The following is a 26,735-nucleotide window of genomic DNA, read 5'->3' as shown; positions in this document are numbered from 1 at the left end:
GACCAGGTCCAGGTCGCTGTGGTGAAAATAAGCTGTGAATCAGGCTTCTGTTAAACACCAGGTAAAAACACCTTTTTCTTTAACAAGGTGACATAACATGTTGTTTTCGAAAATATAAAAATAATTTATGTTTTTGAATTCAGAACATTACCAAAACTGGTGTAGTAGAGGTTTATAACATGGCACAGCTCACTCAAGGTCGAGTCGACATCATCTCCCGTGAAGACGGCACGCTCATCTCCCAGACTAATAGCGGTTCTTCTCATACTGTCATCCTCAATCAACCCAGTGTGGTGCGCATCAACGGCACGCGCGAGATGGTGGCTCAGTATGAGCGCCAGGGTAACGATCTTGTTTTGCACATGCGCGACGGCAGCACGGTGCGTTATCAGAAATTCTTTTTCGACGATCTTAACGGCGAACACAGCGAACTGGTTTTTGACGACGGTATAAATCCCGCCGAGCACGCGCTTTTCCCCACCACAGCTGGCGTGACCGACACCGCCGCTGTGGCGATGACGCCCAGCTATGAATCCTTGGGCAGCGTAGAGCCTTTGCTGCTGGCTGAAACCGACAATGTCTCTACCGGCGTGATCGCGGCCAGCGGTCTGGGCATTCTGGGCTTGGGCGGCATCGCCCTTGGGGCGGGCGGTGGAGGTGGAGGCGGCAATGACAATAACGGCAGCGGCGTCACGCCAACTCCGCCTGAAGCCGCAACGCCTGTGATTACCGTTAATGCCTTCGCCAGCGACGATATCCTCGACAACGGCGAGAAAGGCAGCGCACAGACGCTCTCCGGCACCACCACTAACGTCGAAGCGGGTCAGATTGTCACCGTTACCCTGAACGGCCAGGCCTATAACGCCACCGTCGGCGCGGACGGCAGCTGGAGCGTCAGCGTGCCTGCCAGCGCACTGGCCGCACTGGCGGCGGGCACCGCCACCTTTAACGTCAGTGTCAATAATGCGGCGGGTCTGAGCGCCAGCGCCAGCCATGATTTCACTGTCCAGCCCACTGCCAGCGAGCCAGCCACGCCAACCATCGCCGTCGCGGCCTTTGCTGGCGACGATGTGCTCGACAACAACGAGAAAGGCAGCGCGCAGACGCTCTCCGGCACCACCACTAACGTCGAAGCGGGTCAGGTTGTTACCGTTAACCTGAACGGCCAGACCTATAACGCTGCCGTCGGCGCGGACGGCAGCTGGAGCGTCAACGTACCTGCCAGCGCGCTGGCCTCGCTGGCGGCGGGCACCGCCACCTTTAACGTCAGCGTCAGCAATGCGGCAGGCCTGAGCGCCAGCGCCAGCCATAGTGTTATTGTGGAGCCTGCCGCCGGCGAACCCGGTCTGATTGCGATCGTCGAACCGCTGAGCGGCGACGGCTATCTGAATGCGCAGGAAGCGACTGCCGATCTTTCTGTCAGCGGACGCACCTTTGGCGTGGCGGAAGGGGCGATTGTCAGCCTTAATTTCAATGGCACCTCCTACAGCGGCACGGTAAATAGCGACGGCAGCTGGAATATCACCATTCCATCCAGCGCATTCACCGGCATCGGCAATGGTACTCAGACGTTGACCGCCAGCGTGATCGACAGCAGCGGCACTGTGCTGGCCGACAGCGCGTCCCTGACTGTGGCGGTGAATACGCAGCTCTCCGCAGCCATCGATACGCCCTTTACGGACGGCATACTGAACGGCGAGGAGGTTACCCGCGATCAGACCCTGAGCGGCAATACCGGGGTAGTGGGCGAGGGTCAGCAGGTACAGGTAACGCTTAACGGCCAGATTTACAGCGCCGTCGTCGGTCAGGACGGCAGCTGGAACCTCAACCTGCCCGCCAGCGCGCTTCAGCTGCTGTCGCAGGGGGCGGGCCGCCTGACGGTCACGGTTACGGATGCGGCAGGTAACAGCGAGACCCTGACGCAAGACTTTACCGTGGATACCTTGCCGCCAACGTTAACGCTTGACCCGGTAGCTACCGATAACATGCTGAACAGCACGGAAGCGGTCAACGATCTGCCCATCAGCGGTACAGGCGACCCCGGCGATCTGATTACCGTTACCCTGAACAATCAGAACTACAGCGCCACGGTGGACAATAACGGCAGCTGGAGCGTCACCGTGCCTGCCGCTGCGCTGGCTGAACTGGCGGACGGCAGCGCCTATGCCGTGCAGGTGACGACCAGCGATGCCGCAGGTAATGTCGCCACCCGCTCGCAGACGCTCGCTATTGATACACAATTACCGTCGCTGGTGGTAAATACCCCTGGCGGCGACGGCGTGCTGACCAACACCGATCTCAACCAGCCGCTGATCCTGAGCGGCAGCGGCGCGCCTGGCGATACCGTCGTCGCGACCCTGAACGGCACGCCATACAACACCGTTATCGGCGAAAACGGGCAATGGACGATTTCTGTTCCCGCTGATGCGCTGGCGGCGCTGCCCGCTGGCGACAATGCCATTACCGTGACGGTCACCGACGCCGTTGGCAACAGCAACAGCCAGCAGAACACGATTAACATGGCGGCGGCAACGCCGACGCTGGACGTCGATCCGCTGGGTGGCGATGGCGTCATCAACGCCACTGACGCGGGGCAGCCGCTGGCGATCACCGGTAACGGCACCGCTGGCGATACCATCAGCGTCAGCCTGAACGGCCAGACTTATACCGCCACGGTTAACGAAAACGGCACATGGAGCGTCACCATTCCTTCCGCCGATCTGACTCAGGTACCGAACGGTACGCAACCCGTGGTGATTAGCGCAACCGATCCGCTGGGCAACAGCAGCAGCAGCGACGAAAGCCTGACGTTCAGTACCACGCCGCCGACAGTCGCTATTACGCAACCCGCCAGCGACGGCTATATCAACAGTAACGAAAGCGGCCAGGATCTGGTGCTGAGCGGCAGCGGCGGCACGCAGGGTGATAGCGTCTCGGTGGATTTCGCTGGCACCACTTATCCCGCTACCGTCGATGAAAACGGCAACTGGAGCGTTACCGTTCCCGCCGTCACTGTAGAGGGTCTGGATGATGGCATTTATCCGGTCACCGCAACCGTAACCGACAGCGCCGGTAATGCCAGCACCAGTGTCTCCGACGTAACGGTAGTCGCGAACGCGCTGCCCACCCTGACCCTGGATCCCTTCGCCGGCGACGACGTATTGGATCGTGCGGAACAGCTCAGCGACCTGCAAATAACCGGCACCACCACCAACGTCACGCCCGGCCAGACGGTTACCGTTACCATTAACGGTTCCAGCTACGACGGTGTGGTACAGCCTGGCGGCGGCTGGAGCGTCACGCTGCCTGCGGGCGCGCTTTCTGGCTTGACCGGCACGCAAACCTTTACCGCGACCGTTACCGACGTGGCAGGCAATAGCGTGACACCGGTGACGGGCACTTATACCGTGCTGGAAACCACCGATCCGCTGCTGGCCGTTTCACCTGTCGCCAACGATAATGCGCTGAATGCCGCAGAGGCGGCGGTGGATCTGACGATTAGCGGCAGCTCCGTGAACCTGCCGACCGGGACGGAAGTCACCGTTGCGCTCAACGGCGTGACTTACTCTGGCGTAACGGATCAGAGCGGTAACTGGATGGTTACCGTGCCGACAGCGGATCTCAGCGCGCTTGCCCAGGGCGATCAGACAGTAACCATCACCGCGTCGGGCGTTGAAATCACGCAAACATTGAATGTGGCCACCACGCCGCTGCCGGTTCCTACTATCAATACGCCGTTCGCCGACGGGGTGCTGAACAGCGAGGAAGCGGACAGCGTTCAGACGCTAAGCGGCAGCACCGGCGTCGCGGGGGCAGGTCAGGGCGTGCAGGTCATTATTGGCAACGCCAGCTATCAGGCGACCGTTGACGCTCAGGGCAACTGGAGCGTCGATCTTCCCCCCAGCGCGCTGCAGGCGCTCGGCCAGGGCAATAACGTTCTGACGGTAACCAGCAGCGATGCGGCGGGCAACAGCAACAGCGCCACGGCTACCGTGCTGGTCGATACCGTCGCGCCAACCCTCGTGGTCGATCCGGTTGCTGGCGATAATATTATTAATGCGGATGAAACGCAGGTTGATCTGACGCTGTCCGGCAACGTCGCGCCCGGCAGTACGCTAGCGCTTGAGCTGGGCGGCAATAGCTATTCCGCCGCCGTCGCGGCGGACGGCAGCTGGAGCGCCACCGTTCCGGCTGCGGATTTGCAGGCGCTGAACGACGGTCGCTACGATCTGACTGTGACCGTGACGTCGCCGGGCGGTAATGAAGCGACTACCGCTTACCCGGTGACGGTTGATACCACGGCACCTGACTTCAGCGTGAATACACCAGCCGGCGACGGCACGCTGAACGCCAGCGAGCAAGAGGCGCCGCTGGTGCTGAGCGGCAGCGGCAGCGCCGGGGACAGCGTCAACGTTGAGTTGAACGGCGTCAGCTACAGCACCACCATCGGCAGCGATGGAAACTGGTCGCTGGAAGTGCCCGTTAGCGATCTTTCCGCTCTGAATAGCGGCAGTAACCCCATCAGCGTTACCGTCAGCGATACGGCGGGCAACAGCAACGTGCAGCAAATTCCCCTGACGGTCGACACCGCGCTGCCGCCGCTTAGCGTCGATCCGGTCGGCGGAGACGGTACGCTGAACAGCAGCGAGCTGACGCAACCGCTGGTTCTGAGCGGCAGCGGACAGTACGGCGATAGCGTTCAGGCGGAGCTGAACGGCAAATTCTATCGGACACTGGTTTCCGTCAATGGACGCTGGACGCTGCAAATCCCGCAAACCGATCTGGCGACGTTACCGAATGGCGACAATCCCCTGACCGTTACCATTACCGACGCGCAGGGCAATCAGACCGTACAAACTTCCACGCTATTCGTGGATGCGGATCCGGCCACGCAGCCGACGCTGAGCGTGGATAGCGATACCTTTGCTGGCAACGGCATTGTGGATGCCGCTGAGCTACAGCAGCCACAAACTCTGACCGGCAGCACCACCAACGTCGAACAGGGACAGGTGGTGATCGTGACGCTGAACGGCGTGAACTACAGCGGCGTGGTGGCCGCCAGTGGCGACTGGAGCGTCACGTTGCCAGCCGGAGCGTTTGCCGGTCTGAGCGACGGCAGCCAGACGCTGAGCGTCAGCGTTGCTGACGCCGCCGGAAACAGCGCCAGCGCTGACGTTGCTTATCAAATCAATACCAGCGCCAGCAGCATTGCCGTGGCGCCGGTAAGTGGCGATAACTATCTGAACGCGACGGAAGCGGCGGCGGATTTCGCCGTTAGCGGCAGTACCAGCAACGTTGCGACAGGCAGCCTGGTAACGGTCACGCTGAACGGCGTGGCCTGGAGCGCCACGGTTAACGCCGACGGCAGCTGGAGCGCCACCGTGCCCGCCGGCGCGCTGAGCGGCGTGCCTGACGGCGCTCTGACGCTCACTACCAGTGTGGTCGATGCGGCGGGCAATACCGTTACCAGCAGCAGCACGGTAAATCTGCTGGCGGCCAGCCAGCCGCAGCCCGTGCTTGATCCTGCTTTTGGCGACGGCTCGCTGAACGCGCAAGATGTGACCGCCGCAGGTACCCTGACCGGCAGCACTGGTCTTACCGGCGACGGCCAGAGCGTGAGCGTGCTGATCAACGGCGTCAGCTACAGCGGTACGGTAGACAACGCGGGCAACTGGAGCGTCAGTCTGCCCGCTGAAACCCTGGCCGCGCTGCCGCAGGGCAGCAATGCTTACAGCGTGACGCTGACGGATATCGCAGGCAACAGCGCGACCGTTGACGGCAGCGTGCTGGTGGATACCGTTGCGCCGACGCTGAGTGTCAATACCCCGGCGGGCGATGGCGTGCTTAACGCCGCTGAAGTGACGCAGCCGCTCGACCTGACCGGCAGCAGCGATCCAAACGCGCAGATTGTCGCCAGCTTTAACGGCGCCACCTACAGCACGACCGCTGACGTCAATGGCAACTGGACGTTAACGCTGCCCGCGACCGCCTTCAGCGGTCTTGCCGATACCGCCTGGCCGCTTTCCATCACGGCTACCGATGCGGCGGGCAACGTCGCCAGCAGCGACACGACGCTGGCGGTAAAAGCCGGAGCGGGCAGCCTGCCTGTGCTGACGGTGAACGCCTTTGCTGGCGACAACGTTATCGATGGCGCGGAGCGTCAGACCGATCAGCTGCTGAGCGGCACAACCACTAACGTCGAGCCGGGGCAAATTGTCACCGTGACGCTGGGTACTCAGGTTTATACCGCCCAGGTGCAGGCGAGCGGCAGCTGGAGCCTGACGGTCAGCGCTGGCGTGTTGCAGCAAATCGCTGATGGTACTACCACCCTGAGCGTGGCGGTGACCGACGCGGCAGGCAACCCTGCCAGCCAGGATGTGCCGCTGACCTTTAACAGCACCGCTTCGGGCCTTTCGCTGGATGCCGTCAGCAACGATAACTACCTGAATGCACAGGAGGCGGATCTGCCGTTGATTGTGACCGGCAGCTCGGCAAACGTACCCCTGGGCAGCACCGTTACGCTGCTGTTGAATAATCAGACCTACAGCGCGCAGGTTACAGCTGGCGGACGCTGGAGCATCATCGTGCCTGCGGAGGCGCTGGAGGCGTTGCCGGACGGCGCGAATACGCTGACCGTCACCACGACGGATAGCACAGGCGCAACCCTTAGCAGCAACAGTACATTAAATGTGCTGATAAACACGCTTCCCGATCCCGTCGTTACCTCCGCCTTTGGCGACGGCACGCTGAACGCCAGCGATTTGAATCAACTCCAGACGCTTAGCGGCACCACCGGCGTCAGCGGCGACGGCCAGACGGTTACCGTGGCTTTCAACGGCGCGAACTACCCGGCAACCGTGGAGGCTAACGGCAACTGGAGCCTGACGCTGCCGACAGGCGCGCTGACCGGTCTGAGCGACGGCGCGCTGACCTACACCGTTACCGCGACCGACGCAGCAGGCAACAGCAACACCACTGACGCCAGCGTGGCGATAGACGTGACGGCGCCGACGCTGACGATCGATGCGGTCACGGGCGACGACGTGGTCAATGCGCTGGAAAGCGGCGCGGTGATCACCCTGAGCGGCGACACCGATGCCGGTGAAGGTCAGCGGGTGACCATTACCCTGAACGGCCAGGTCTGGACCACCACCTCAGGCGCGGATGGAAGCTGGACATTCGATCTGCCCGCGGGCGCGCTGGCGGGCATCGCTCCCGGCAGTTATCCGCTGACCGCGACGGTCAGCGACGCGGCAGGCAACGCCGTGACGGAAATCCGTGATATTACGGTGGCGACGGCCACGCCCGGCGTGCTGCTTGATACGCCCTTCACCGACGGCTATCTGGGCAGCGACGAAGCCGCAGCGGGCCAGACGCTCAGTGGCTCCACCGGTATTGCTGAAGCGGGACAAAGCGTGGTGGTCACCCTTAACGGCACCCGCTACGACGCCGACGTGGATGCGCAAGGCAACTGGTCGCTGTCGCTGGATAACACCATTTTGCAAGCCCTGCCGGAAGGCACGGCAACCATTACGGTGACGGCGACCGATACGGCAGGCAATAGCGGCAGCATCGAGAGCAGCGTTGTTGTCGACTTTACCGATCCAGAACTGACGTTGAACGCCATCTCTGGCGACAACGTCATCAACTCACTGGAGGTGGCGCAAGATGTCACCATCAGTGGCACCGCGTCGCTGCAGGATGCCGGTCAGCCGGTTAACGTCACCCTGGCGTTTAACGGCCAAAATTACCAGACCCAGGTGTTGAGCGACGGTACCTGGAGCGTGATTCTGCCCGCCAGCGTGATGCAGGGGCTGCCGGATGGCGACTATGACATCAGCGTCACACTCACCGACGCGGCAGGCAACAGCACGACGCTGACGGAAACCCTGTCGCGCGATGCGGATACCGCCGATCTGCCCACCCTCACGCTTAACGCTATCAGCACCGACGGCTATGTGAATGCGCAAGAGGCAGGCGCAGCGCTGGCTATCAGCGGCACCAGCACCAATCTGGAAGCCGGACAGGTTGTGACCGTCACGCTGAACGATCAGAACTACAGCGGCACGGTGGGTCCGGACGGTAGCTGGAGCGTTTCTGTTCCGGCGGAGGTGGTTGGCGCGCTGGCGGACGGCGCGCAAAGCCTCACCGTGATTGCGACTGACGTAACAGGCAATCCGGCCAGCGTCAGCGGTGGCTTTACCGTCGTGGCCAGCGCCGCCGTGCAGCCGACCATCACCTTTGACGCCATCGCCGGCAACGACGTGCTGAATGCGCAGGAAGCGGGACAGCCTTTAACCATCAGCGGCGCCAGCACTTTCCTGGAGGGAAGAGTGATTACCGTGGTGCTGAATGAAGTTGAGTACAGCGCGACGGCCGACGCCAACGGCAACTGGAACATTAGCGTGCCGGTCGCCGATCTGGGCAATTTGCCGCAGGGCAGCGTCGACATCAGCGCCAGCGCTACCGATCTGGCGGGCAACCCGGTGCTTGTCGCCGATGACTTTACCGTTAACAGCGATGCGCCTGCGTTGACGGGTCTGACGCTGGATGCAGGCGCCGATCTCAGCCTGGCGGAAGCGCTGGCGGGGCTGGTCGTCAGCGGCGGCAGCGATCCGGTGGCGGCGGGCGATGCTCCCACCACGGTAACGGTCTCGCTGAATGGCAACAGTTACACCACCACGGTAGGCACTGACGGCAGCTGGAGTCTGACCATTCCGCCAGCAGATTTGCAGCAGCTGCCTGATGGCGCGCAGACGGTAGCGGTACAGGTTACTGACGCCGACGGCAACGTTACCAACGGCAGCGCGCCGCTGAACGTTATTGTAAATAACCTGCCGACCCTGACGCTGGATACAGCCAATACGCCGTTCGCCGACGGCTTCCTGAGCCAAACCGAGTCAACCGGGGCGACTACGCTGAATGGCACTGCCGCCAACCTGGCAGATGGCACGCCGGTCACCGTTGTGATTGGCAATCTCACCTATACCGCCACGGTGACCAATAATGCCTGGAGTCTCGCTATTCCGGCTGGCGATCTGGTCACGCTGGATGAAGGCGTCACGCAGATTACCGTCAGCGCCAGCGATGTAGTGGGTAACCCGGCGCAGATAAGCAGCGGACTGGAAGTCATCTTTACGCCACCGGCCGATCCGGTGATTACTCTGCCGTTGTTCGGCGACAATACGGTGAATGCCAGCGAGGCGGTAACAGCCCAGCAGGTGAGCGGTACTGCAACGCTGACAGACGTCCAGACATTGACGGTGACGGTAGACGGCGCCCCGGTGCCGGTCACGATAGATGAAAACGGCAACTGGACCGCCGTCCTGACGCCTGCACAGCTTGGTGTGTTGCAGGACGGCACCCACACCCTGACGGTTACCACCACCGATCTCGCCGGCAATAGCAGCGACGCGACGCAAGACTTTACCCTTGCTACCGCCCCCATCGTGGCACCGACGCTGGATACGGCGTTTGGCGATAACATTCTTAACTTTACTGAAGCGCAGAGCGACGGCACGCTGACCGGACAGCTTGGCGCCGCCAACGCGGAATCCGTCACGGTCAATATTAACGGTACGCTTTACGATGCCGCTGTGGATACGGCGGCGGGCACCTGGTCGCTGGCGATTCCAACCGCCACGCTGCGCGGATTGCCAGACGGCACCTGGCCGGTGACCGTCACCGTAACTGACGACGTGGGCAACAGCAACAGCTTCAGTTCCGCTCTGCAGGTTGCCATTAACACTGTACCGGATGCCACCTTTACGCTGCCGTTCGGCGACGGGGCGCTGAGTGCGGCTGAGGCGGCAACAGCTCAGACGCTGAGCGGCAATACCGGCATCACCAGCACGGGGCAAACCGTCAGCCTGATCATCAGCGGGCTGAACGACGGCCCAGGCGACCAGCCTTTGCTTGCCACCGTGGATACCAGCACCGGCAACTGGAGCTATGCCCTGACGCCGGAGCAGATGCAGGCTCTGGCTAACGGCGCTCATACCATCAGCGTGACCGCCACCGATTTTGCCCAGAACAGCGATACCGTCACCCAGACGGTAACGACCGGCGTTCAGACGGTTACGCCAACCTTTGATGATACCGCATCGCTCGGCACCGACTTGACGCTCAATATTGCCGAAGCGGCTGCCGGTATTACCCTGACGGGCAACACCGGCTCCAGCGGGGCCAATCAGGCCGTCAGCGTGACGGTGGATGCCAACGGCGCGCGCTATCTCGGTACGGTGGATGCCAATGGCCTCTGGAGCGTTGCTATCCCGGCGGGCACGCTGAGCACGCTCGGCACCGGAGCACATGCCTTTAACGTCACGATTACCGATGCGGCGGGCAACACCACCACGACGCCGTTCGACTTTAACGCAGCGCTGACCGCGCCGACTCCGGCGGTCGATGCGGCCTATAATACCGGCTATCTCAATGCACAGGCGGTAGCGAGCGGCTTTACCCTGACCGGTACCACCGGCGTAACCGGCGCGGGGCAATCCGTGGTCGTGACCATGGGCGATCAACGTTACGATGCCGGTGATGGCTTAACCGTTGATGCCAACGGCGTCTGGTCTCTGCCGCTGTCGAACGCGCAGCTGTTGGCGTTTAATGACGGAACCTATCCGGTTTCAGTGACCGCAACGGATGCGAATGGCAACTCGGCCACCATCAGCAATACGCTGACGGTGGATACTGCTCCGCCAGCGCTGGCTAACGTGACGTTTGCTGGCGACAACGTTCTCGACTATGCCGAGTCGCAGTCGCCTCAGCTGCTGAGCGGCACTTCGACCGGCGCCGAGCCGGGTTCGCTGGTCAGCGTAAGCTTTAACGGACAGACCGCCTCCACCACGGTGAACGGCGACGGTAGCTGGAGCATTTTGCTCTCTGCGGATCAGGTTGCCAGCTTTACCGCTGACAGCACGATTCAGGTTACCCTGACCGACCTGGCAGGCAACCCGGTTGTGCTGCCGGTGAACGTGACGGTTGACCTCACGCCGCCAGCAGGCCTGTCGGCTGTGCTGGATCCGATTAGCGGCGATAACGTCATCAACGCTGCCGACGGCGCGACAACCACCCTGAACGGTACGGTATCCGATGCGACGGCAGCGGTTACTGTTACCCTCAATGGCGTGACCTCTGCCGCCACGGTAAATTCTGACGGCACCTGGAGCCTGACGGTAGATACCGCCACGTTCGGCGACGATGCCACCGTGCCGGTGACAGTAACGGCGACGAACGGTACCGAGACCTTTACCACCAGCAACAGCGTGGTAGTGGATCGCACTATACCGACGCTGACTATCAATGCCTTTACCGGCGACGGCTACGTCAACGCGGCGGAAAGCGATACCAATCAGGTGATTACCGGTACTGCCAGCCAGGCTGATGCGGGACGTTTTGTGCTGGTCACGCTCAACGGCACCACTTACAGCGCCGTTGTGCAAGCAGACGGTAGCTGGTCAGCGGCGGTACCCGCTGCCGCCATGCAGGCGCTGCCGGAAGGCGCGCAGCAGATTAGCGCTCAGCTCAGCGATGCTGCCGGCAACACCGGTACGGCAAGCCAGACCATCACCGTTGATACCGCCACGCCGCTGATTCAGGTTGACGCCATTCTCGGGGATAATATCCTCAATGCCACCGAAATTGCGGCGGGAACAGTGCTGAATGGTCGGGTTACCAACGCCCAGGGCGGCGAAACGGTGGGGCTTTACGCAGGCGATGCGAACCCGATCGCCACGGCGACGGTGGCAGCCGACGGCACCTTCAGCTTCAACCTGACGCCGGGGGTACTCGGCGATGTGACCGATGGCACTCTGCTGTTCGGCGTGCGCGTCAGCGATCCGGCGGGCAACCAGACTGATGCCACCGTCACCATTAACAAGGTGGTGAACAGCGCGCTCAATGTGGTGGTTGACTCGATCTTTGGCGATGGTTTCCTGAACGCGGCGGATACCGCGGTGGCGCAGACCATTACCGGTACGGTTGCATCGGCCGGTGCCGGTTCGGTGGTCAGCGTGGCGCTGGGCGATCTTACGCTCAGCACCACCGTGGCGCAGGATGGCCGCTGGTCGATTACCGTGCAGCCCGAGCTGCTGCAAACCCTGACGGACGGCAACCTCACGGCTAACGTGACCGTCACCGACGCCAATGGTAACACTGACAGCACAACGGGCCTGCTGACCGCCATTGTCGATAACCTGCCGGTCGTGAACACCCTGACGGGGCTATTTGGCGGCGATAATTTGCTGAACATCGCGGAATCGCTGGTGGATCAGACGGTGAGCGGCACCGTCAGCAATGCGGCGGCGGGCTCGCAGGTTACGGTCGCCCTGGGCAGCCATACCTACACCACCACCGTGCAGGCGGGAGGCAACTGGAGCGTAACGCTGCCGACGGCGGATCTCTCTTCGCTGCTGAACGGCAACCTGACGCTGGGCGTTAGCGTCACGGACGCCGCCGGTAACGTGGCAACCAACTCCGCGACCATCGGTATCTTCACCGCGCAGCCGACCATCAGCCTGACATCGCTGTTTGGCGACGGCATTCTGAACGCAGCCGATATTCTCACCAGTCAGACTATCAGCGGCGTGGTCAATAACGTTGCGGCGGGCAGCACCGTCAACCTGACGCTCGGCGGCACCGCTATCGGCACCGCCACGGTAGGACAGGACGGCGCCTTCTCCGCCACCGTCACGCCTGACATTCTGGGCGCGCTGGCGCAGGGCAATCTCTCCCTGGGCGTGAACGTGCAGGGACTGGCAGGCAATACCGTCAGCACAACGGCTACGGTACGGGTTGATACCCTGCTGCCAACGGTGACGATTAATCCGTTGTTTGGCGATGGTTTGCTGAACGTAGCGGATGCGCTGCTTAATCAAACCGTTAGCGGCGTGATCGGCGGTGCAGAAGCAGGTTCCCGTGTCACGGTCTCTGTGGCGGGCCAGCAGCTGGCGACCACCACCGATGCCAACGGCAACTTCAGCGTGACCCTGACGCCCGCTATTTTGCAGGGCATCGCCGACGGCAATCTGACAGTTAATGTCAGCGTGACGGACAGCGCAGGGAATACCGCAAGCAGCACCGCTGGGGCGCTGGTCGGTATTCACAACCTGCCGCAAATTACCCTGAACCCACTGTTCGGCGACGGCGTGCTTAACCTGGCGGAATCTCTGGTGACGCAGACCATCAGCGGCACCATCTCCAACGTAGCTCAGGGAACGGCGGTGCGCATTAATATCGGCACTACCACCCTGAACGCTACCGTTGGCGCTAACGGTGCCTTTAGCGCCCAGGTTTCGCCAGATCTGCTGGGTACGCTGCTGACCGGCAATCTCACTGTCGGCGTCGCGGTGACTGATGCTGTCGGCAACGTCAGCAGCGTCAGCGCTGGCGTGCAGCTTGGTCTGACGCAGCCGACTCTGACGCTCAATACCGTATTTGGCGACGGCATTCTGAGCGCTGGCGATCTCACTACCAACCAGACTATCAGCGGCACCAGTACGAATCTGGCGACGGGCACCACGGTCAGCACCACGCTGAACGGCGTAACCTACACCACGAAAGTGACCAGCGGCGGCAGCTGGAGCATTAGCGTGCCGCGTGCCGATCTGGCGACTATCGCCGACGGCACGGTGCAGGTCACGGTGAGCGCCAGCGATGCTTACGGCAACCCGGCTTCTACCAGCGGCAACCTGAGCGTCATCAGCCATACGCCGCCGACAGTCACCATCTCTTCGCTGTTTGGCGATAACGCGCTGAGCGTGGCGGACGTGAAAACCGCACAGACCATCAGCGGCACCGCGACCAACGCGGAAGGCTCGACGGTAAGCGTCCAGGTGGGCAGCCAAACCTTTACCGCCACGGTAAACAGCAGCGGCGCATGGAGCCTCTCCATACCGGCGGCCACCCTGGCGGCGATTGCTGACGGCAGCTATACCGTAACCGCCAGCGTCACTAACGGCGCAGGCGTCAGCGGCAGCGGCTCGTCCGCGTTGACAGTCATCAGCCATACTTCGCCGACGGTAGCGCTCAACACCTACTTTGGCGGCGATGGTTATCTCAACATCGCTGAAGCCAATACGGCAGAGACGATCAGCGGCACGACCACCCATGCGGTCGGCAGCACGGTAAGCGTCAATCTGGCGGGCCATGTCTTTACCACCACGGTTACCAGCAGCGGCACCTGGAGCATCAGCGTACCGACTTCGACGCTGGTGACCATTCCTGACGGCAGCCAAAGCCTGAGCGTGACGGTAACCGATGCGGGCGGCAATACGGCGATCACCAACAGCACCTTTACGGCGCTGTCACATAACACGCCGCAGGTAGGCGTCGATCCGGTACTGAGCGTTGTGACGTCATTGTTGGTAGGGCTGAGCGTTACCGGCGGCACGTCTAATGCCGCGCCGGGTTCAAACGTGACGGTAACGCTGTTGCTGGCGAACGGTAACCCTGGCCCGAGCGTTAACACGACGACCGATGCGCTTGGTCGTTTCGGCGCTGTTTTTGCGCCGTCGCTGCTTTCAGTGTCAGGTCTGGGACTGTCGCTGAGTACGTTGGCGCGAGTAACGGTCACCGATGTGGCGGGCAACAGCAGCACCGTGACCAATACGCTGCTGCTTGGCAGCCTGCTGCCGGTTACCACGGCGGCAACCGCATCAGTAGCGACATTCTCCGTTGATGACACTTCTGCGGCCGTCGCGTCAACAGAAGACAACAGCGCGACCACCAGCACAGGCACCGGCGAAGAAACGTTTGCCAAAATGGCAACCGTTGCGACGGTCGCCACGCCGGATTCAACGCTGACCACCGATGCGGACGATACCACTGCCAGCAGCACGGCGACCACCGCCAGCACCAGCGATGATACGACCAGCGCTACGGCTACCGCCGCTGTCGCCGATGATCAGAGCTACACCATCGGCGGCGTAGTGATAGCCCTGGCGGACGGCACCACTGCTGAGGGAGCGTCAGTAACCGGCAGCGCCGGGGCCGATACCGTTACGGTCAGCGATCTGCACTTTTCGCACATCGACGGCGGGGCCGGTACCGATACGCTGGTGCTGAACGGTGAAAACATGACGCTGGATCTCACCGCGCTCGGACTGAAAGTCGAACATATTGAGATTGTTGATTTGGGTAAATCGGGCACTAACGCCGTGAAGCTCGACCTCAATGAGGCGCTTAATATTACCGATACGCAGAATGAGGATTTAGTCATCAAAGGGGCCGACGGCAGCCAGGTCATGCTGGCGAACGCCAACGGCGGCGTGTGGGAAAACACCGGGCAGCGTGCGCTGGATGGACAAACCTTCGATGTCTATCACAACTCGGCGCTGACCAGTGACAACACGCTGGGCGATGTGCTGGTGCAACATAATCTGCAGGTGCATGTGGTTTAAGTAATGTGGTGGGGCGCTCGTCGCCCCGTAAAGCTTAAGGTAACCTGATGAAATCAGCAGAGGCGCGCGCCTCTGCTGATTTTTCTTTTTTGCGTCATCCTGCGCAGTTATACGGCACGCGCTTTCCAGATTTTCCCTGGTAGTAAAGTTACAGGGAGAGCATTAGGGTATGAGCTGCGCTGCACGACCATCACTGCCCTGCAGCGCAGCAGATCAAAACCTATTTCTTAGAGTGACACTATTGGTCAGCGTTTTCTGACCAACCTTTTGCGTGACTTTGCATCCTTGTTGCCTTACCGGTAACCCGTAAAAACCAGGTGAAACGGGCGTGCTTTTGCATCCCGTAAAAACAGCGTGCTGCCTGAACAGTTCAGATTTTCTGAATGCAGGCGGTATGAAACCGCTTTCCTGATACGAGGTTAACAATGGCCAACAGCGATCAATTACGTAATACCCGTCTGGCGCGGGCAGAAAGCGCACTGGGCTCTTTCTCCACCGACTCAGCTCTCAACTCCACAACGTTAAGCGCGGCCCTGCTGGCGGCGGAACCCGTTATGGCGACGCAGAGCGAAACTACGTCAATCCCGACCAGCAGCAGCGTCAGCGAAGCCGTGCAAACCACTGCGCTCACCACCGTTGCGGCAGATGTCACGCCGCCCGCCGCGCTACGTATTTATGAGCCGGTGGCTGGCGATGGCGTGATTGCCGCCTGGGAAGCGAATAACCGGGTGCATGTGCGCGGTCGGGCGGAAGATGAGCCGGGGGCGACCGTCACGCTCACCTTTGGCGATCAGAGCTGGCAAAGCACGGTAAACCAGTGGGGCTACTGGAACGCCTCAATGCCGCCGGAAACGCTACAGGGCTTGCCGGATGGTAACTACAGCATGACGCTCACCATCACCGATAAGGCGGGCAACAGCACCGATACCACGGTTAACTTCGGCCTTTACGTTGATAAAACGATTTCGCCGACGCTGACGCTCGATCCCATCATGGACGATAATGCGGTGGGTTATAATGAAGGCATGTACGGTATGCAGATCACCGGCAGCTCAACCCATCTTCCCGTGGGCGCAAAGGTGACGGCAATCATTAACGGCGTCAGCTATCAGGGCGTTGTGGATAGCGACGGCCACTGGTCGGTATCGCTGAGCGACACCGAGCTAAGCACCATCCCGGACGGGATCTACAGCGTTCAGGTGAGCGCAACCGATCCCAACGGCAAGGTCGGCACCACCAGTGCCGACGTCACGCTTATTACCCACTGGGACAGCATTCCGGAACTGCATTTTGACAAGGTCACCAGCGATAACGTGGTTAACGCGCTGGAAATGCAGCAGGCGCTGACCCTGACCGGTAGCCTGAGCAACGTACCGCCCGGCCAGACGCTGTGGATTAACGACGGCGGCGGTAAAGATTATCAGGCGACCATTCTGGCTGACGGCAGCTGGAGTCTGACCATTCCGGCGGCTGAAGTCGTGGATTTTATCCACCGCGGCGAGCTGCACGCCTGGGGCGTCGATGGCGCGGGCAACTACATCGATGGAGAGTTTGAATTCAATATCATCACCACCTTGCCGCCGGTCTATTACGAATTGGATATTGGCGGCGATATGGTGCTCAACTATCAGGAAGCGCACAGCGACCTCAGCTTCTATATCGAAGGGGTACAAAGCCTGACCATCAACGACAAAACCTATGAGCCTGTCGCAGGCATGGTGACGCTGAGCAGCGAGGATCTGCTGGCGCTGCCAGACGGCCCGGTTGACGCAGTGGTGTGGCAGGAGGATCAGTACGGCAACAGCGCCAGCGACACCCTTGAGAACTTCTTCACCGTCGCAACCCACGATCTGCCCACCTTAACGCTCAATACGCCTTTTGACGACAGCATTATCGACAGCGCAGATGTGAATAACTGGCATCTGATTGAAGGCAGCTCCACGCATCTGGAACAGGGCGCGCTGGTGACCCTGACGCTGGGCGATCAGAGCTACAGCAGCACGGTAAAAGCGGACGGCGGCTGGGCGCTGACTATCCTGGCCGGGCAGCTGGCGCCGCTGGATGATGGCGACTACACCATGACCGTCACGGCGCAGGACAGCAACGGCAACATTGCCAGCGCTACACAGAGCGTTACCGTGGCCTGGCATGACGTGCAGAGCGCAACCACCCTTGCCGCAGCGACAGAAAGTGACGATCGGCAGATCTCAACGCTGCTGGCAACGGCGAACGATGACGATCTCAACAGCTGGCTGACCAGCCTCACCGGCAGCGGTGAAATCACCACCGCCAGCCCGGTCAGCGAGCCGGTTTCTGAAAGCCTGCTGGCCCAATTAAAGGGCGACGCCGAAAACTGGCAGCCGATCACTTCACAGGCCCTGGAGAGCAACGCGGCGGCAGAAGTGACCACGACGCTGGCGGACCTGCTGCACGATCAGCATGGGTTACAGGCGATCGCCTGAATAAATGTTTGATTAGTTTATATAACCAAACAGCAGGCGGCTCAGTTCAGGCCGCCTGCTCTGTTTATACGCTTCCGACCGCTGCTGCTATTTTGCTCAACCAGAAAAATAATAAAATATTCATAAGCTTTTTGCAGGACGAAGCCGGGGAAATGATCTAATAATGTTAAGGGTCATTAAGCCGCGCTTCGCTTTTGACACCTTAACTAATAAAAAATGATGTTCTGTTTCAGGCCGCGCTACTGGCGCGCTTACGCTGTATTCACCGGGAAAACACAATGACAAAAAGAACTCTTGTTGGTGTTAATAATGAACAAATTATTGTTTTCCCTGTGTGTATTGGGTTGTTGGGGAGCTTCTCTCCCCCTGTCGCTGGCTGCCGCAGAGCCTAAAGCTGAATTTAACTGGCAGGCAGCGCCGTCCGAAGAGCAAATAGCCACTCTGACGTTGCGCGATGCTATCCTGCGTGCTTTCGCCCGTAACCCTAAAATTTCCGAAGCCGCTGCACAAATCCATGTCGGGCAGGGGGATCTGGATGCGGCGAAAAGCGCATGGTATCCGCAAATCTCCCTGCAAGCCTCCGGCGGACGTTCGCACCAGACCGACTCCGCCGGCAGCCTGGATAATGCCGGGTCGGGCGGCATTACCCTGAGCCAGCTGCTGTATGACTTTGGTCGTACCGGCGGCGCTATCGACGAGCAACATGCCCTTTCGGACGCTTATCGCTTCAGCCTTTTCGACACCATGACCACCGTCGCCCAGGATACGCTGCAGGCCTATCTGCAGGTCAAGCGCTATCAGGCGCTGGCCGATGCGGCACGCACCAATATCGCTTCGTTACAGCATGTGCGCGAAATCGCCAAAATGCGTGCCGATGCCGGGCTTAACTCCCAGTCAGACGTTTTACAGGCAGAAACCCGCATTGCCGGGATGCGCGCCACCCTTGAGCAGTATCTTGCCCAGCAGCGCTCCGCCAGAGCGCAGCTCACGGTGCTCACCGGGGTGGTGGCGAATAATCTGCCGGAACTGCCGCAGTCGCTGCTCAGCCAGCAGGTTACCCTCGATAAAATCGCCTACCAACGCAGCGCGGCAGTGCGCAGCGCGCAGGCGAAGCAGGAAGCGGCGCGCGAGCGGGTGCGACAGGCGCAGGCCAACCACTGGCCCACCATCAAAGTCGAGGCGGGGCGCACGCGCTACCAGAACGACAGTCGTTCTTACTGGGATGATGAGCTGCAGCTGCAGGTGGAAGCGCCGCTCTACCAGGGCGGCCTGGTCAGCGCCCGCACCCGCTCGGCGGAAGGGGAGCGGGAAGCGGCGCAGGCGGCGGTCCAGCAGGCGAAGCTCGATATCAATCAGAATGCCTCCACCGCCTATGCAGACATGATTGGCGCGCAGCAGCGCCAGCTGGCCGGTGAAGCGCAGCTCGCCAGCGCCGACCACACCCGCGACGTTTATGCCGACGAATATCGTTTAAGCAAACGCAGCCTGAACGATCTGCTTAGCGTGGAACAGGATGTGTTTCAGGCTGACAGCATGCGTCTGACGGCGCTTTATGACGGCTGGGACGCCACGGTGCGCTATGCCGCCGCCGTCGATAACCTGCTCGATATCATGGGCATCGACCGCGAAAAGAGCAGCGGCGATCTTCTTCCTTCCCTGCAATAGCGTGGCGCAAGCACGACAAGGTTCCGATTATGAGTTCACAAACGCTTAATACCGACAACTGGATCGCCGCCATGCTGCGCGTGGCCGCCCGTTTCGGTAAGCCCGCCGACGGCAAAACCCTGCGTCAGCAGATGCGCTGGTTTGAGCATCTGCCAGCGGGACAACAACTGGAGCGCCTGGCGGGTCTGCTCGGCCTGCATCTCACCATGACGCCGCAAAATAAACTGCGCTGGCGTCAGGAAATCACGCCGGTGGTGCTGGTGCTGGAAAACGGTAGCGTGGCGGTGGTGGAAGCCATCGACGGCGACAACAATGTGCACTACTGGCTGAGCGAGGGAGGCGATGTGGTGCGCGAAAGCGAGCTGGCGCCGCTGCTGGCGCGCAGCCAACCCGACGTCGGCGTGATTGGCGTCGCGGCGCGCGGACGCGATGCGCGCATTGATGAGTTTGTTCAGCCTTACGAAGAGCACTGGTTCTGGAAAAACTTTCGCGGTATGGGGCGACGCATCGCGGAAATCTCTATGGCGTCGGTGGTTGGCAACGTGCTGGCGCTGGCGGGGATTCTGTTCTCGATGCAGGTTTACGATCGGGTGATCCCGGCGCAGTCGCAACCCACGCTCTGGGTGCTGTTTGCCGGCGTGCTGCTGGCGGCGGCCATTGAATATTTGATCCGCCTGATGCGTACTCAGGTTTCTGACCTGATGGGAAAACGTATCGATCTTAAAGTCTCCTCAATGCTGTTTGCCCGCGCGATGAATATCCGTAACGAAGCGCGACCCAAATCCACCGGTTCCTTTATTTCGCAACTGCGTGAAATCGACCAGGTGCGCGAGCTGCTCACCTCCACCACCGTGGGCGCGGCGGCGGATATGCCTTTCGTTATTCTGTTTCTGTTTATTATGGCCTTTATCGGCGGCTGGCTGGTATTGATCCCGCTGTTGGCGATCCCACTGATCGTTATCCCCGGCCTGCTGGTGCAGATCCCGATGGCGCGGCTGGCGAAAGAGGGGCTGCGCGAAGGGGCATTGCGCAATGCGGTGCTGGTGGAAACCATTGAAGGCATTGAGGACATCAAGGCATTGCAGGCGGAACCCTATTTCCAGCGTCAATGGGAGCAGACCCATGAGGTAAGCGCCGCCATCAGCAATCAGCAGCGGCTGTGGGGCGCGCGTCTCACCGGCTGGGCCTCTACGGTTCAGCAGCTCACCTACGCCGGTATGCTGGTATTCGGCGTCTATCTGGTGCTCGACAGTCAGATCACCACAGGTACGCTGGTGGCGAGCAGCCTGCTCTCGTCGCGCACCATTGCGCCGCTGATGCAGCTCACCATGGTGTTTTCCCGCTGGCAGCACGCCAAAAGCGCGATGAAAGGGCTGGACGAGCTGTTGAAAAAGCCGCTCGATCAGCCCGATGCCGCCACGCTCGCCCACTGTCCCACGCTGACCGGCCACTATGATTTGCGCAACGTTCACTACACCTATGACGAAGAAAACGAAAAAAACGTGCTTAACGTACAGCAGCTCCAGATCAAGCCGGGCGAGCGGGTGGCGATTCTGGGCAAGGTGGGGGCGGGGAAATCGACGCTGCTGAAAATTCTTGCCGGGCAGGCGCTGGCGACGCAGGGCAAAGTGATTGTGGATGGGGTGGATATCAGCCGCATCGATCCGGTGGATTTACGTCGTCAGCTCGGCTGGCTTTCTCACGATTCGCGCCTTTTCTTCGGCACCCTGCGGCAAAACCTGATGCTGGGCAATCCGCACGCCAGCGAGCAGGAGATGCTGCAGGCGCTGCGCATCAGCGGCGCGCTGTCGCTGGTACAACAGGACGCTGCCAGTCTCGATCGCATCATCAACGAGGGCGGACGCGGTTTGTCAGGCGGCCAGCGCCAGATGGTGATGCTCAGCCGCCTGATCCTGCGTCAGCCGCAGGTGGTGTTGCTGGATGAACCCACCGCCGCGATGGATGAACAGCTGGAAGAGCACGTCATCCGCCAGATGCAGGGGTGGATGAGCGGCCGTACGCTGGTGCTGGTCACGCATCGCCCGGCATTGTTAAAAATGGTGGACCGTATCCTGGTAATGGATAACGGACGCATCGTTGCCGACGGCTCGCGCGATGAAATCCTGCGTCGCGCTACCGTCACTACGCCAAAACAAGGAGATGTCGCATGAGCCTGGTCATGATCGATAAAGATCTTGCACGCCACGAGCGGCGCACGTCGGCGATTATCTGGATCTGCAGCGCGGCGCTGCTGCTGTTTCTGGTCTGGGCGCATTTCGCCATTCTTGATGAAGTCACGGTCGGCACCGGAAAGGTGACGCCTTCCAGCCGCGCTCAGGTGATCGACAGCCTGGATGGCGGCATTGTGGAGCAGCTGAACGTGCATGAGGGCGATATCGTTGAGAAATCGCAGGTGCTGGCGAAGCTCGACCCCACGCGCTTTCAGTCAACCTTTGGCGAGGCGCTGGCAAAGACCCGTACGCTGCGCGCCTCGGCGGAGCGTCTGCATGCCGAGCTTTCAGGCGAGCCGCTGAAATTCAGCGAGGAAACGCTGAAGGAGCCGGAGCTGGTTACACGTGAAACCCAGCTTTATCAGTCACGTCGTCGCAACCTTACCGAAACCATCAGCAATCTGCAGCAGTCGCTGCGGCTGGTACAGGATGAGCTGCGCATGACCGAACCGCTGGTCGCCAAAGGCGCGGCAGGGCAGGTGGAAGTGATCCGTCTGCGTCGCCAGGTCAGCGATCTGCGCGGCAAGATTGACGAGGCGCGTAACGACTATCTGGTGCGTGCCCATGAAGAGCAGGTGAAAAACAACGCGGATCTTGATGCGCAGCTGCAGGTGCTGGCGGGCAAAGAGGATCAGCTGACGCGCGCCACTCTCTATTCGCCGGTGCGCGGCATCGTGAAGGATATTCAGGTCACCACCGTGGGCGGCGTGCTGGAGCCGGGCGGCAAGCTGATGGAGATCGTGCCGCTGGAAGATCAGCTGCTAATCGAAACGCGCATCAACCCGCGCGATATCGCCTACATCCGTCCCGGCTTACCGGCGGTGGTGAAGGTGACCGCCTACGACTCTTCTATCTATGGCGATCTGGCCGGTGAGGTGGAAACCGTGTCGCCGGACACCATTCAGGATGAGGTGAAGCGTGACCAGTTCTACTACCGCGTCTGGGTGCGCACGCAAAAAGCGGAGCTGACCAACCGCGCAGGTCGTAAATTCCCGATTGTTCCCGGCATGGTGGCGAATGTGGAGATTAAAACGGGTCAGAAATCGGTGATGGATTACTTACTCAAGCCGCTAAATAAAGTGAAAGAAGCGATGCGGGAAAGATAATATATAAGACCATGATTAAAAGAAACTCACTTCGTTACCGGCAGAAATTAAGTCAGTAATCAATCTGCGAATTATTAAACAAAGCGTGCGTAAATTAACAAATAATGCGCTTCGCTTAACGGACTTATTTTTCAGATTAGTACTAAGCTTACGCAAGCTGACAGGAAATAAGCGGAACGAGAATAAAAAAAAGCCGGACAATCATGTCCGGCAGGAATAAGGGTAAACAACTCATTCGGGGTGAATGAAGGTAATAATGAAATAAATGATGATAGCGGGATCTATTGTATTCTCTGATGGCTGATAAGTTTTATCATTCAGTGCTCACAATCCTCCTAATGTAAGTCCTTGATATTTCATCAAGCCGTTTCGCTTTAACAATGTGTGCGATATTTTTTGGCTATATGTGCTGTCTGAAAGTTCTGCCTTTTTTACATTTAGAAATAAGTTTTTAATGCAATGAAACACTTTTGGAAATTTCGTAGCATATTCGTGATAGCTTATTGCCTTTCTTAAATTAACAATGAGGTGCCGGCTGAATCTTAACTATTCAGCACGCAGTGGCAAATATAAGGCACATAACAGAGGGTAATAAAATGAAACTTCGCGTTCTCTCCCTGGTTGTACCTGCATTGCTCGTCGCAGGCTCCGCAAGCGCAGCCGAAATCTATAATAAAGACGGCAACAAATTAGATCTCTACGGCAAAGTAGATGCTCTGCACTATTTTTCCGATAATGATGGTGCTGATGGCGATCAGTCTTATGTTCGCTTCGGCTTCAAAGGTGAAACTCAGGTTACCGATCAACTCACCGGCTATGGCCAGTGGGAGTATCAGGCTGCGCTGAACAACGCAGAGTCAGAAGGCACGGCTAACAGCTTTACCCGTGTGGGCTTCGCCGGTATCAAGCTCAGCGACGGCAGCTCCTTCGATTACGGACGTAACTACGGCGTGGCCTATGACGTTGGCGCCTGGACTGACGTATTGCCGGAGTTCGGCGGCGATACCTACGGTGCGGATAACTTCATGTTCCAGCGCGCTAACGGCCTGGCGACCTACCGTAACACCGGCTTCTTTGGCCTGGTGGACGGTTGGGATTTCGCCGTGCAGTATCAGGGCAAAAACGGCAATAGCGAAGAGTCACCTAATGGCCGCGACGTACTGGGTCAGAATGGCGACGGCTGGGGTCTGAGCACTACTTATGATATCAACGATTCAGGCGTAAGCGTAGGCGCGGCGATGTTCCAGTCCGATCGTACCAACGATCAGAACGGCGATGCGCCCGGCATTCTGGGCCGTGGCGATAAAGCGGCAGTCTACACAGGCGCTCTGAAATATGATGCTAACAACATCTATCTGGCGGCGATGTACAGCCGTGGCTACAACGCCAACCGTTTTGGTTCCAGCAGCTCAGCCGCCTATGGCTACGCTGACAAATCGGATAACTGGGAACTGGTCGCTCAATATCAGTTTGACTTCGGCCTGCGTCCGTCTTTGGCATTCGTGACCTCGCGTGCGACCGATGTTCAGAATTATGGCAAACAGAATCTGAAAAAATATGTTGATGTAGGCGCGACCTACTACTTCAACAAAAACATGTCCACCTATGTTGACTACCAGATCAACATGCTGGATGACAACGAGTTCACCGACGCGGCTGGCATCAACACCGACGACGTAGTGGCGCTGGGCCTGGTTTACCAGTTCTGAGTGCAGGGGAGCGTGGCCGTCGGCTACGCTCCCGTTTTTATTAACGCCGCCGTTTGTGGCGTTAGCCGCCAGCCTGGCTGTACGGCTACTTTTGCGATCGCCATTTTTTCGCTTTGGGAAGCGAATTACCGGTTTTCGGCGGCACGCTACCTTCCATCGCCACGCCAGCCAACGTAAAGGCAGAAAAGCTTAGCCAGTGCTGCCAACGCGACAGTTGCGATTTTGACTTTTCCATTTCACACCTCATTAAAATTTAAACCACACCTCAATTGTGCAGAATTCATGCCATCCCGATCGCTCTGACAGCCACGGATTTTCCGCTGAGTTTGCTACACTGCGCTCGCCTCAGCCTGGTGCAGCTGAACGCTTTTGGTGCACCGAATAATGAGGCGTTACCCGGCTTACGCCCGGCAACAGACTAGCGATCGATGAGGAAAAAGATGGGTGTAAAGTGGATGAGGTTTGCCGTTCTGGCGGTGGTGGCGACGCTTGGCGGCTGCGACAAACCGCCCGCATCAGCGCTGGTGCTGGAAGGAAAAACCATGGGCACTGTCTGGCGCGTCAGCCTGGCAAACGTCGACAGCAGTCGCAAAAGCCAGCTTCAGCAGCGTATTCAGCAGCAGCTCGACAATGATGACAAGACGCTTTCCACCTGGAAACCGGACTCGGTGCTGTCGCGTTTTAATCGCTATCAGGGCACGGCACCGCAGCCGATCAGCGCCGATATGGCCGACATCGTCACTGAATCCCTGCGTATAGGCGAGAAAACCGCAGGCGCAATGGATATTACCGTTGGGCCGCTGGTAAACCTGTGGGGATTCGGCCCGGCGAAGCCGCCAGCCCATACGCCGGATGCAGCGCAAATTGCCGCCGCCAAAGCGCAAACCGGGTTGCAGCATCTGCGCGTGATCCAGGGCGTTGACGGCCAGTGGCTGCAAAAGGATCTGCCGGGGCTCTATGTCGATCTCTCGACGATGGGCGAAGGCTACGCCACCGATCATCTGGCGCGTCTGATGGAGCAGGAGGGGATCAATAACTATCTGGTTTCGGTGGGCGGCGCGGTGCTGAGTCGCGGACACAATGGGGAGAACCAGCCGTGGCGCGTGGCGATCCAGAAGCCGACCGATCGTGAAAACGCCGTGCAGGCGCGGGTCGATCTACAGGGGCACGGAATCAGCACCTCCGGCAGCTACCGCAACTATTATGAACTGGACGGCAAACGGATTTCCCACGTTATCGATCCGGTCAGCGGGCGGCCGATTGCGCACAAACTGGTATCGGCGACGGTGATCGCCACCACGGCGCTGGAGGCGGACGGCTGGGATACGGGCCTGATGGTGTTGGGCACGGAAAAAGCCAGAGCGCTGGCCTTGAAAGAGAAGCTGGCGGTCTATCTGGTCAGCAAACAGGGCGATGAGTTTGTCAGCTGGATGTCGCCGCAGTTTGCCGCCTTTCTGATTAAAGAATAAGCGGAGGAGAGAGAATGCTCGATCTGTTCAACGATGAAGCGCCCTGGCAGGAGCCGCTGGCGGAAGGGGCGGTGATTTTGCGCCGCCGCGCACGTGAGCAGGGCGCGGCGCTGCTTACCGAAATTTTGGCTGTGGCCGCGCAGAATCCTTTTTACCACCGCATTACGCCGGGCGGCCATCGCATGTCGGTGGCGATGACCAACTGCGGCGATTTTGGCTGGTCGAGCAATGCGCGCGGCTATCGCTACAGCGAAGAGGATGAGAGTAGCGGCCACAAATGGCCCGCAATGCCGACTGTTTTTCGCCAGCTGGCGCTGGAGGCGGCGCGGGAAGCGGGATTCACGCAGTTCAACCCGGACGCCTGTTTGATTAACCGTTACGAGCCGGGCGCCAAACTGTCGCTGCATCAGGACAAAGATGAGAAGGATCTACGTCAGCCCATTGTCTCGGTGTCGCTCGGCTTACCGGCGGTATTCCAGTTTGGCGGCTTTGAGCGCGGCGACGCGACGCAGCGCATACTGCTGGAACATGGGGATATCGTGGTGTGGGGCGGCCCGTCGCGTCTGCGCTATCATGGCATTCTGCCGCTGAAGGCGGGAGTACATCCGCTGGTCGGCGCTTATCGTTATAATTTGACCTTTCGCCGCGCCTTTTAAGCGGCTGGCTATCGCCAGCAATATGAGAATTAT

At 59.8% G+C, this 26,735-nt stretch carries 9 protein-coding genes; 8 read left to right on the top strand and 1 reads right to left on the bottom strand.

Annotated features, from left to right (window positions below; translation table 11 throughout):
- Window positions 1-179: 179 nt before the first annotated feature.
- From ABU178_RS13140 to ompC, 6 genes are all read left to right on the top strand, one after another.
- Window positions 180-15,404 carry an Ig-like domain-containing protein gene (locus tag ABU178_RS13140; RefSeq protein WP_397215492.1) on the top strand — a complete coding sequence of 5,075 codons (15,225 nt, stop codon included), beginning with the start codon at window positions 180-182 and terminating at the stop codon, window positions 15,402-15,404.
- Window positions 15,405-15,829: 425 nt separating this feature from the next.
- Entirely contained in the window at window positions 15,830-17,866 is a 2,037-nt protein-coding gene (locus tag ABU178_RS13135) for an Ig-like domain-containing protein (protein WP_397215490.1), read from the top strand.
- A 309-nt stretch (window positions 17,867-18,175) separates the two neighbouring features.
- Window positions 18,176-19,531: a TolC family outer membrane protein gene (locus ABU178_RS13130; RefSeq protein ID WP_397215488.1), complete on the top strand. Its 1,356-nt coding sequence runs from the start codon at window positions 18,176-18,178 to the stop codon at window positions 19,529-19,531.
- Window positions 19,532-19,560: 29 nt separating this feature from the next.
- Window positions 19,561-21,702, top strand: coding sequence for a type I secretion system permease/ATPase (locus ABU178_RS13125; protein ID WP_397215486.1), 2,142 nt, complete (start codon window positions 19,561-19,563; stop codon window positions 21,700-21,702).
- Entirely contained in the window at window positions 21,699-22,868 is a 1,170-nt protein-coding gene (locus tag ABU178_RS13120; protein WP_397215484.1) for an HlyD family efflux transporter periplasmic adaptor subunit, read from the top strand. Before ABU178_RS13125 ends, ABU178_RS13120 begins: the two co-directional genes overlap by 4 nt.
- Window positions 22,869-23,464: 596 nt before the next feature.
- A complete protein-coding gene (ompC, locus tag ABU178_RS13115) occupies window positions 23,465-24,577 on the top strand; it encodes a porin OmpC (RefSeq protein ID WP_397215482.1) in 1,113 nt (370 codons plus the stop codon).
- 85 nt (window positions 24,578-24,662) lie between these two features.
- Here the strand turns inward: ompC and ABU178_RS13110 are convergent, their stop codons facing one another.
- Entirely contained in the window at window positions 24,663-24,812 is a 150-nt protein-coding gene (locus ABU178_RS13110) for a hypothetical protein (protein WP_397215480.1), read from the bottom strand.
- A gap of 220 nt (window positions 24,813-25,032) precedes the next feature.
- On the opposite strand from ABU178_RS13110, the gene apbE reads away from it, so the two are divergent.
- Both apbE and alkB read left to right on the top strand, forming a co-directional pair.
- Window positions 25,033-26,046, top strand: coding sequence for an FAD:protein FMN transferase ApbE (gene apbE / locus ABU178_RS13105; RefSeq protein ID WP_397215478.1), 1,014 nt, complete (start codon window positions 25,033-25,035; stop codon window positions 26,044-26,046).
- 14 nt (window positions 26,047-26,060) lie between these two features.
- Window positions 26,061-26,702, top strand: a complete 642-nt coding sequence (gene alkB, locus ABU178_RS13100) for a DNA oxidative demethylase AlkB (RefSeq protein WP_397215476.1) — start codon at window positions 26,061-26,063, stop codon at window positions 26,700-26,702.
- Window positions 26,703-26,735: the final 33 nt, after the last annotated feature.

It is taken from the genome of Pantoea osteomyelitidis (assembly GCF_044342975.1).
Lineage (GTDB): Bacteria > Pseudomonadota > Gammaproteobacteria > Enterobacterales > Enterobacteriaceae > Pantoea > Pantoea osteomyelitidis.
The sequence above is the reverse complement of the archived record's forward strand: the minus strand, read 5'-3'. Positions and strand labels throughout refer to the sequence as shown.